This window comes from Nocardia glycosmidis (assembly GCF_052545115.1).
The window spans coordinates 1-6,450 of the sequence record NZ_JBQWRH010000039.1; the positions used below are offsets into that span (position 1 = coordinate 1).

Annotated in this window: 10 protein-coding genes and 1 pseudogene; 5 read left to right on the plus strand and 6 right to left on the minus strand. The window is 60.7% G+C overall.

From position 1 onward, the window contains the following. From ACT86A_RS27245 to ACT86A_RS27265, 5 genes and pseudogenes are all read left to right on the plus strand, one after another. Positions 1–335 (plus strand): polymorphic toxin type 28 domain-containing protein (locus ACT86A_RS27245; RefSeq protein ID WP_445095086.1); only part of this gene is annotated, 335 nt, incomplete at its 5' end. A gap of 28 nt (positions 336–363) precedes the next feature. Continuing rightward, positions 364–792 (plus strand): contact-dependent growth inhibition system immunity protein, encoded by a 429-nt coding sequence (locus tag ACT86A_RS27250; protein ID WP_445095087.1) that lies wholly within the window; start codon positions 364–366, stop codon positions 790–792. 413 nt (positions 793–1,205) lie between these two features. Then, the gene (locus ACT86A_RS27255) at positions 1,206–1,634 is read left to right on the plus strand and encodes an NUDIX domain-containing protein (RefSeq protein ID WP_445095088.1); all 429 of its coding nucleotides are present in this window, start codon (positions 1,206–1,208) and stop codon (positions 1,632–1,634) included. Between the two features lie 126 nt (positions 1,635–1,760). Further along, positions 1,761–2,339, plus strand: a complete 579-nt coding sequence (locus ACT86A_RS27260; protein WP_445095089.1) for a hypothetical protein — start codon at positions 1,761–1,763, stop codon at positions 2,337–2,339. Positions 2,340–2,436: 97 nt separating this feature from the next. Further along, positions 2,437–2,681, plus strand: a pseudogene (locus ACT86A_RS27265) (IS1634 family transposase); the annotation flags it as partial. Positions 2,682–2,687: 6 nt separating this feature from the next. Here ACT86A_RS27265 and ACT86A_RS27270 read toward each other — a convergent pair. The 6 genes from ACT86A_RS27270 to ACT86A_RS27295 form a co-directional block, all read right to left on the minus strand. Beyond that, the gene (locus ACT86A_RS27270; protein ID WP_445095090.1) at positions 2,688–3,482 is read right to left on the minus strand and encodes an ESX secretion-associated protein EspG; all 795 of its coding nucleotides are present in this window, start codon (positions 3,480–3,482) and stop codon (positions 2,688–2,690) included. Further along, the gene (locus ACT86A_RS27275; protein ID WP_445095091.1) at positions 3,457–4,737 is read right to left on the minus strand and encodes a hypothetical protein; all 1,281 of its coding nucleotides are present in this window, start codon (positions 4,735–4,737) and stop codon (positions 3,457–3,459) included. The genes ACT86A_RS27270 and ACT86A_RS27275 overlap by 26 nt, the downstream gene beginning before the upstream one ends. Beyond that, positions 4,734–5,111 carry a hypothetical protein gene (locus ACT86A_RS27280; RefSeq protein ID WP_445095092.1) on the minus strand — a complete coding sequence of 126 codons (378 nt, stop codon included), beginning with the start codon at positions 5,109–5,111 and terminating at the stop codon, positions 4,734–4,736. Before ACT86A_RS27280 ends, ACT86A_RS27275 begins: the two co-directional genes overlap by 4 nt. A 9-nt stretch (positions 5,112–5,120) precedes the next feature. Continuing rightward, entirely contained in the window at positions 5,121–5,702 is a 582-nt protein-coding gene (locus tag ACT86A_RS27285; RefSeq protein WP_445095093.1) for a DUF3558 domain-containing protein, read from the minus strand. Between the two features lie 171 nt (positions 5,703–5,873). Further along, positions 5,874–6,086, minus strand: a complete 213-nt coding sequence (locus ACT86A_RS27290; protein ID WP_445095094.1) for a DUF397 domain-containing protein — start codon at positions 6,084–6,086, stop codon at positions 5,874–5,876. Beyond that, positions 6,083–6,450, minus strand: a 368-nt coding sequence (locus ACT86A_RS27295; RefSeq protein ID WP_445095095.1) for a DUF5753 domain-containing protein, incomplete at its 5' end; no start/stop codon positions are given. The genes ACT86A_RS27295 and ACT86A_RS27290, both read right to left, overlap by 4 nt.

Below are 6,450 nucleotides of genomic sequence, written 5' to 3' on the forward strand. Positions count from 1 at the left end.
ACGACGCAAGTAACCCGAGTGCCATTGGGGAGGCAGACAAGCCGGGTGAACCGACCCCAACAGACCGGGTGAAGGAACATCTGACCGACAGAGATCTCGACGCGGCTCGTCGAGAACTCGATGGCGAAGTCGTTGCACGAAAGCCGGACGGTACGCCATGGGACCACGTTCATGAAGTCCGAGATGCTCAAAATGCCCTTGTAAAGCGGATTGACCAGATCAACAAGCGACTGAGTTGGCCAGGGCTGTCTGCTGAAGAACGGCCGCTACTCGAGAGGGAGCTGTCCGAGGCAAGTCGTTTGCTCGACTACAGTGAACAGTTCGTGCCGAGATAGTCTACGAATCAACAGAACGCGAGGGCACATGACCGGTGACGACTTGGAAAGTCTGACTCTGGAGCAGCTAGATGGCGTATGGCCACCTCCACCGAGTGACGCAACGCGGTTGATAAAGGCGGTTCATACACTGCGCCGCAAGCCGATTCGTGCTCTGAGTGTGGAGGATCTGCGGATTCTGCTGGGGCAACGCGAGGGCGTTGGTGTGCTTGCGCCGCGCGCCCTCGACCTGTTGGAGCAGGACCCTCTTGCCGAGGGGGATTACTACCCTGGTGACCTTCTCATGGCGACGCTGCAAATCCCGGAGAATTACTGGACTGAGAACTCCAACTCTCTGGCACGCCTGCGCTCGGTTGTCCAGCAACTTGAGCAAAGGGAAGATCTGGACGATTTCTTTCCCCCAAATGACGTTATCTGGAAGCGTATCAACGAGTTACGCTCCGCCCATTTTTTGTAAATTCAACCGCGATCCCGGCTGGGAAACCAGGAAGATCGGAGACCTGAGGACTCTGGTATCGGTGGCGCCGCATTAGCCTTTTCAGCAGCAACACGGCCAATGGGCCGTCCCCGTAGATGAGAGCGGCTCGCTCTTCGGGGGCCGGGTCAGGTGGTCTCGTCATCGGGGACCGCTCAACAACAAGCCGGTAAGGAGTGAGATGCCCCCGATCCAGGTTGCAGTATGCGGTCCCCGACATGCCGCCGAGATCGATGCGGCGAACGCGTTGTACCTTCGGCAACTCTCTTCTCACGGGATATTCGCGTCATTCGCTGATCAGGTCGAACAAATCTGGGGCACGGTCGCCCCTTACGAGATAGAGGTGAACCGTGAGCGGACGGCGTGACTACTACCGAGACCCTGACGCACCGAAGGTGAACAGCTTGGTTCCGGGTGGTTCAGCGCTGGTTGTCGATGACCATGGCGCGATACTCATGCAGCGCCGAAGCGATTCCGGGAACTGGTCGTTTCCCGGGGGAATCATGGAGATCGGGGAAACCCTCGAACAATGCGTCATCCGTGAAACCAAAGAAGAAACGGGGCTCGATATCGAGATCGCCGGGCTACTCGGTATCTACACAGACCCTCAGCACATCATCGAATACACAGACGGCGAGATACGCCAAGAGTTCAATATCACTTATTACGGCCACGTCGTAGGCGGCTTGATCATGGTCAGCGACGAATCCACCGAGGTGAGATTCATCCACCCGGAGGAACTAGCAGAATTGCCCGTGCACGATACTGTTCGGCTCCGATTGCAACACCACGCCGAACAGCGACCTCGGCCGTATCTGGGTTAGGCGTTCCGCGGCGCACTCCCCACGCCTTCGGTCGACAGAGGCAGAGCGGCATTGCCGCCTGATTTCAAGGTATTAGCGGGACATGGATCGGCTGGGACTGGACATCAGGCGCGAGGGAGGAGCGCAATGAGTACGGCCAAGCGTAGACTGCTGCTGATCTTTAGCGGACGCATGATGCAGCCGGAGCTCGACCATCTGCGCGCAACACTTGATCTATCGCGAATGGGACGACTGACAGATCGCGAGGATGAGCATTTCGGCACTCGGCAGCTGCATGACAGCGCCGAAGGGGCAGCGATGTTGAATCTATGGCGCGCAGACCAAGCATCGTGGTATTTGACGATCGATGCGACACCCGAGCACTGCATCACCGATACTGAACTTAACGCTTGGGAACAACGCGTATATGAAGCTGCGAACCAGATCGAACTCAGCTTCATTGAGCGTAGATCGTTTCAAAACCGCAAGAATTTGGGATCGGAGACCGAATGGCGCAACGAGAACTGGCTTCGCACTACTGGTTGGGATTTACCTGCAAATACATTGGAAGAACTCTGGGCTGTACTGAGTATCGGCCCCAAATGTACTTCTGCAGATCGCCGAATTGAGCTCACAAAATTCATGGAATCGCCCTCATGGGAGGCGGCGCCGAGTCGGTTCAAGCAAGAGGCCAAAGATTTCCTCGATGGACATCATGGAGGATAGATTTTACTACGGATCGGCTGTGCCTTTGTGCAACGCATTATCGACCCGAAACTAACTGGTTGAAACGTAAAGGGTGTGCGAGGCGTGGAAGTAGCTGCGGACCCGGGACGCGATCGAAGCTCACCTGACCATCGTGTTCACCGCGCTCGCGGTCGCCCGCCGGATCTAGGCCCTCACGGCCTGGCGATCGCGAACGTGGTCAAGCAGTTGCGGCCGTTGCGGTCGGCGACGATCACGATCAACGGCACAAGCCAAACCTTCCCACCCGATATTCCTGCAGCTCAAGCCAAAATCCTCGCCGCGATGAGCGGCGAGACCGACACACTAAGCCAAATGTCCTAACACAGGTCAGTCGCGGGTGCGGAGGTATTCGTCGTGTTCGCGGTCTTCTTGGTGGTAGCGCTGGGTGAGGGTGGTGAGGCGGTGGATTTCGGCGGCCATGGTGTGGGGGGCTATGGGTTTGGCGATGATGGGGTCGCCGGTTTTTATGTAGTAGCGGCCGTCGGGGTAGTCCATCCACCAGAAGCCGCGGGCGGGGGTGGGGCGGGCGTCGAGGGCGGGGCCGGGGCAGATGGTTATTTCGCCGAAGGCGGTGCGGGGGCGTCGGAAAATGCGGTCGAGTTGGTCGATAGGGCCGAGGTCGTGGGCGCGGCGGATGTGACGGTCGCGGTCGGCGGTGATTTCCGCGCGGCGGACCTCCAGCGGTGGGTGCGTGCCGGGGCCGCACGAGGGGAGTGCGGCCACCGCATTTTGGGCGACTTGTTCTGCGGGGCAGTAGGTTACGAGGACGTCGCCGCCGGTGTCCGGAGCCGGGCCCGGGAGTTGGTGCAGGGCGGCCCCGGCCTGAGCGCGGACCGCGCCGTGGAACCGGTAGGTGTGCGATAGGCCGGTGCCGCCGAAACCTTTCGACTCGATGCGGACATCGGGCTCGAGCAGTACCTCGATAGCGCGTTCGAGTTCGGGCGAATACTTGGCGAGCAGGGAAGTGGCGGCGCCCTCGCGGTGGCGTTTCAGCTCATTGAAGTCGGCGATCTCGGTGCGATAGTGCAGCGGATAGGGTAGACGATCGCGACCGTATGCGGCCCAGAGCATTTCGAACTCCAGGCCGGTGAGCCTACTACTGTCGAGCATTATCGTGCTCACCGCCGATCACCGGGGGGACGGTCTTGGGCTGGGCGTCGAGGCCGGTGAGTTCTTGACCGTGTTCGGCGGTGATGAGGTAGTCGGGGATGCTCTTCTGGCGATCATCGTCGTTGCCCTTGCTCTGGCCGGGCGCACCCAGGCCTGACATGCCGGTGCGTGCCGGTGTTCCGGTGCTCTGGCGTGTGGTCGCGGTGGACGTGGTTGTCGCGGGCGCGGGCATGCCGGGGATGCTGCGGCCGGGGCTGGGCTGGGTGGTGCCAGGGGTGCTGGTTGGGCGGCCAGTGCTGGTGCTGATGCCGGGGGTGTTGAGGGTCGGGGTGGACGTGCTCGGCGTGGGCGTGCTCGGCGTGACTGCCGTGGGGGAGGTGGATGGCGGTGTCGCAGCGGTACTTTGGGGGGTAGCGCTGGCGGTGGTGGTGGCATCCGGTGACGTTGTCGACGACGGGGTCGTGGACTGCTCGGTGTCCGTCGGTTGACCCGAACCCTGGTCCTGGTTGCCCGAGTCGTCGCCATTGGAACCCGGGGTACCCGCATCGGAACCCGAAGGTCCGTGTGAATCAGCGGGATCGCGTCCCGGTGCGACCGGACCGGGGCCAGGGCTGTCGATGATCGTGGGCGCGGTGGGCATGTAGGGGACGCCGACATCGGTCTGCCCGGCGACCTGGCCGTAGACCGTGCGCAGGATTCTGCGGCCCTCCTGCTCGGCCTCGGTGCTGGTGTATTCGCCGTTCTTCATGATGCCGTCTTTGGGCAGCGTCTTCCCAGCGATATCCGGGCGATCGGTCAGGCCCGGCATCAAGGCCTGGGTCTGCTCCAGGCCGGTCTTCATCTCCGCGAGTTTGAGACTCGTCAGAGTGGCCGCCTGCGCCAGCGGAACGGATTTGTCGTGGTAGTTGTTCACCGCGGTTACGGCGGCCTGGGCTGCGGCACCGGTCCATCCGGTGTGGCCGTTCTGGCCGGTGATGGTGCGTTCGAATTCGCGTTGGAAGAGTGCGAAGGTGCCGGTCAGGTCCAGGCCGATGTTTGCCCACATGCTGACCGCGTCATCGACAAGTTTCGGTTTCATCGCCGAGACGGCGGTCTGCATTTGCTCGAGGGTGAGATGGTCGTAGCTGTCGGGGGTAGCGATGTGGGCCGGCTGTATCTCGCCATCGAAACCGCTGTAGCCGACCTCGGTTTTATAGATCCAGTCGCGGTCTCGGTTCCATTGCTCTTGGGCCTCGATCACCCGGCGTTGGTAGTCCTCGTAGGTCATTCTGGAGTCACCTGCTGGAACTGGGACGCGCGGTATTGGTCTTGAGCGATGAAGTTCGCAATCGCTTGCGCTACAACCTGTTTCATTGTCTCGACAGCGTCTATGTGTTGCTTGATCACGGTGTCCAGGGAACGATCAGCACCAGAGGCAGTCTCGGAGAACTTCTTCTCCAAAATCTTACCCGAATTGAAAGTGCCGAAGCCCGTTATCTGATTGATAAACCGAACCTTCTCGAGTATCGAGTTCAGCCGGTCGAGGTGGTCATCACAGACCTTGTCCAACCCCTTCCCGACCTCTGGATCGAGCGACAGCTCACCACCATTGGCAGAGTCGAGCAGTCGCTTCCATGTATTGGGATCGACACCGCTGATCATTCCCCCTCCTCAACGTGCAGGTAGATACTCGGCCAAGGCGTCCGCGAGACGGTGCACCTCGCCACACGGTTCTGGGGCGCCGGAACCGGCAGATCCATAGCGGTTCAACACACTGAAATCGACCATCCCGTGCGGCACCTCGACACTCAGCCAGCACCCCAAGTCGTGAGAACTGCCGACATCGCGATACTGGAGCGCTCGGTGAGAACCGACCGTGGAAGATATAAAATCCGTCCGGTCAGTGCGTTGTTTAACCTCTTCAAGCGAATGATCCGACGACAAGACTCCAAAGCTGTATGTCTTCGGCATCGATAGCCAACTACAGACCTTCCAGCCTGTGGGATCGACCCCGGCCACTTTGGTGTCCTTGGTCGCGGTGTTCAGCCCGAGAGCGGATATCGCAGAGTCGGGTATGTCGCAAGGGTTCCAGATCGCTGCTTCGGGGTCCGTTGACGTAGTGATGGTTGCCGATGCTTTGGTGCTGCTCGGCGTCGAAGCGCCATCCCCTGACTCGTTATTGCATCCTGCAAGTGCCAGCGCCGCGCCAAGGATCAGGGCCGCAGCGCGCGGCATCTTTGCCTTACCAGCCATCCGCGAACCCCTTCGCTGTCACCCGTCCCAAGGGCCCACAAGCCGCCCCCGCTGCTTCGCAACCCTACCGTCTGGCGTCGCAGGCAGGCAAAGGGACCGTGTATGGAGCAGACGCCGGAAAAGCCTCCCGCACTCGCATCGTGCGGGAGGCTTCGGAGCGATCACTCAGGACTAGTTGAACTTCCCATCGGCGACGGCGGTGGTGAAGGCATCCCACTCGCCGCCGCCGAACACCAGCGCCGGGCCGTCCGGACTCTTCGAATCCCGCACTCCGACGAAGTCGCTGGACAAGAAGGCGACCTCGACGCAGTCTTTCGTCGCCGAACTCCGGGCGCTCTTGAACCAACGAGCCTCGGACAGGTCAACGTCATGCTTCCCGGTCACGTCGCGTGCTCCCTTGCTAGCTGCCGAAGCAGACTCCTGCTCGCTGCTTCATCCAACGCTGCGCGTCGAATGACCTCATGCGCCACATGGTAACGCTGTACGTCGCTCGGCGACTCCAAATACAGATCCCCAGTGTAGTTTTCGAGGTAGACAACTGGAGGCTCGATCGTCTGCTGTTTCTTGTCCGACCCGAAGTCGACGACTGTGAACGGTCCGATCGGATCGCCCAAAGGGATACCGGCGGAGAACGGGAGCACCCGGAGTGTGATGTTCGGCAGCGTCGACATGTCTGCTAGATGTCGCAGTTGTGCGGTCATGACTCGACGACCGCCGACTACCCGGCGCAGCGCGCACTCGAGGAGTA

What these genes read in the sequence shown, in the direction of transcription:
- ACT86A_RS27275 (WP_445095091.1), bottom strand. Translation starts at nt 4,737, where the DNA reads ATGACCTACGAGGACTACCAACGCCGGGTGATCGAGGCCCAAGAGCAA.
- ACT86A_RS27250 (WP_445095087.1), top strand. Translation starts at nt 364, where the DNA reads ATGACCGGTGACGACTTGGAAAGTCTGACTCTGGAGCAGCTAGATGGC.
- ACT86A_RS27285 (WP_445095093.1), bottom strand. Translation starts at nt 5,702, where the DNA reads ATGGCTGGTAAGGCAAAGATGCCGCGCGCTGCGGCCCTGATCCTTGGC.
- ACT86A_RS27280 (WP_445095092.1), bottom strand. Translation starts at nt 5,111, where the DNA reads ATGATCAGCGGTGTCGATCCCAATACATGGAAGCGACTGCTCGACTCT.
- ACT86A_RS27260 (WP_445095089.1), top strand. Translation starts at nt 1,761, where the DNA reads ATGAGTACGGCCAAGCGTAGACTGCTGCTGATCTTTAGCGGACGCATG.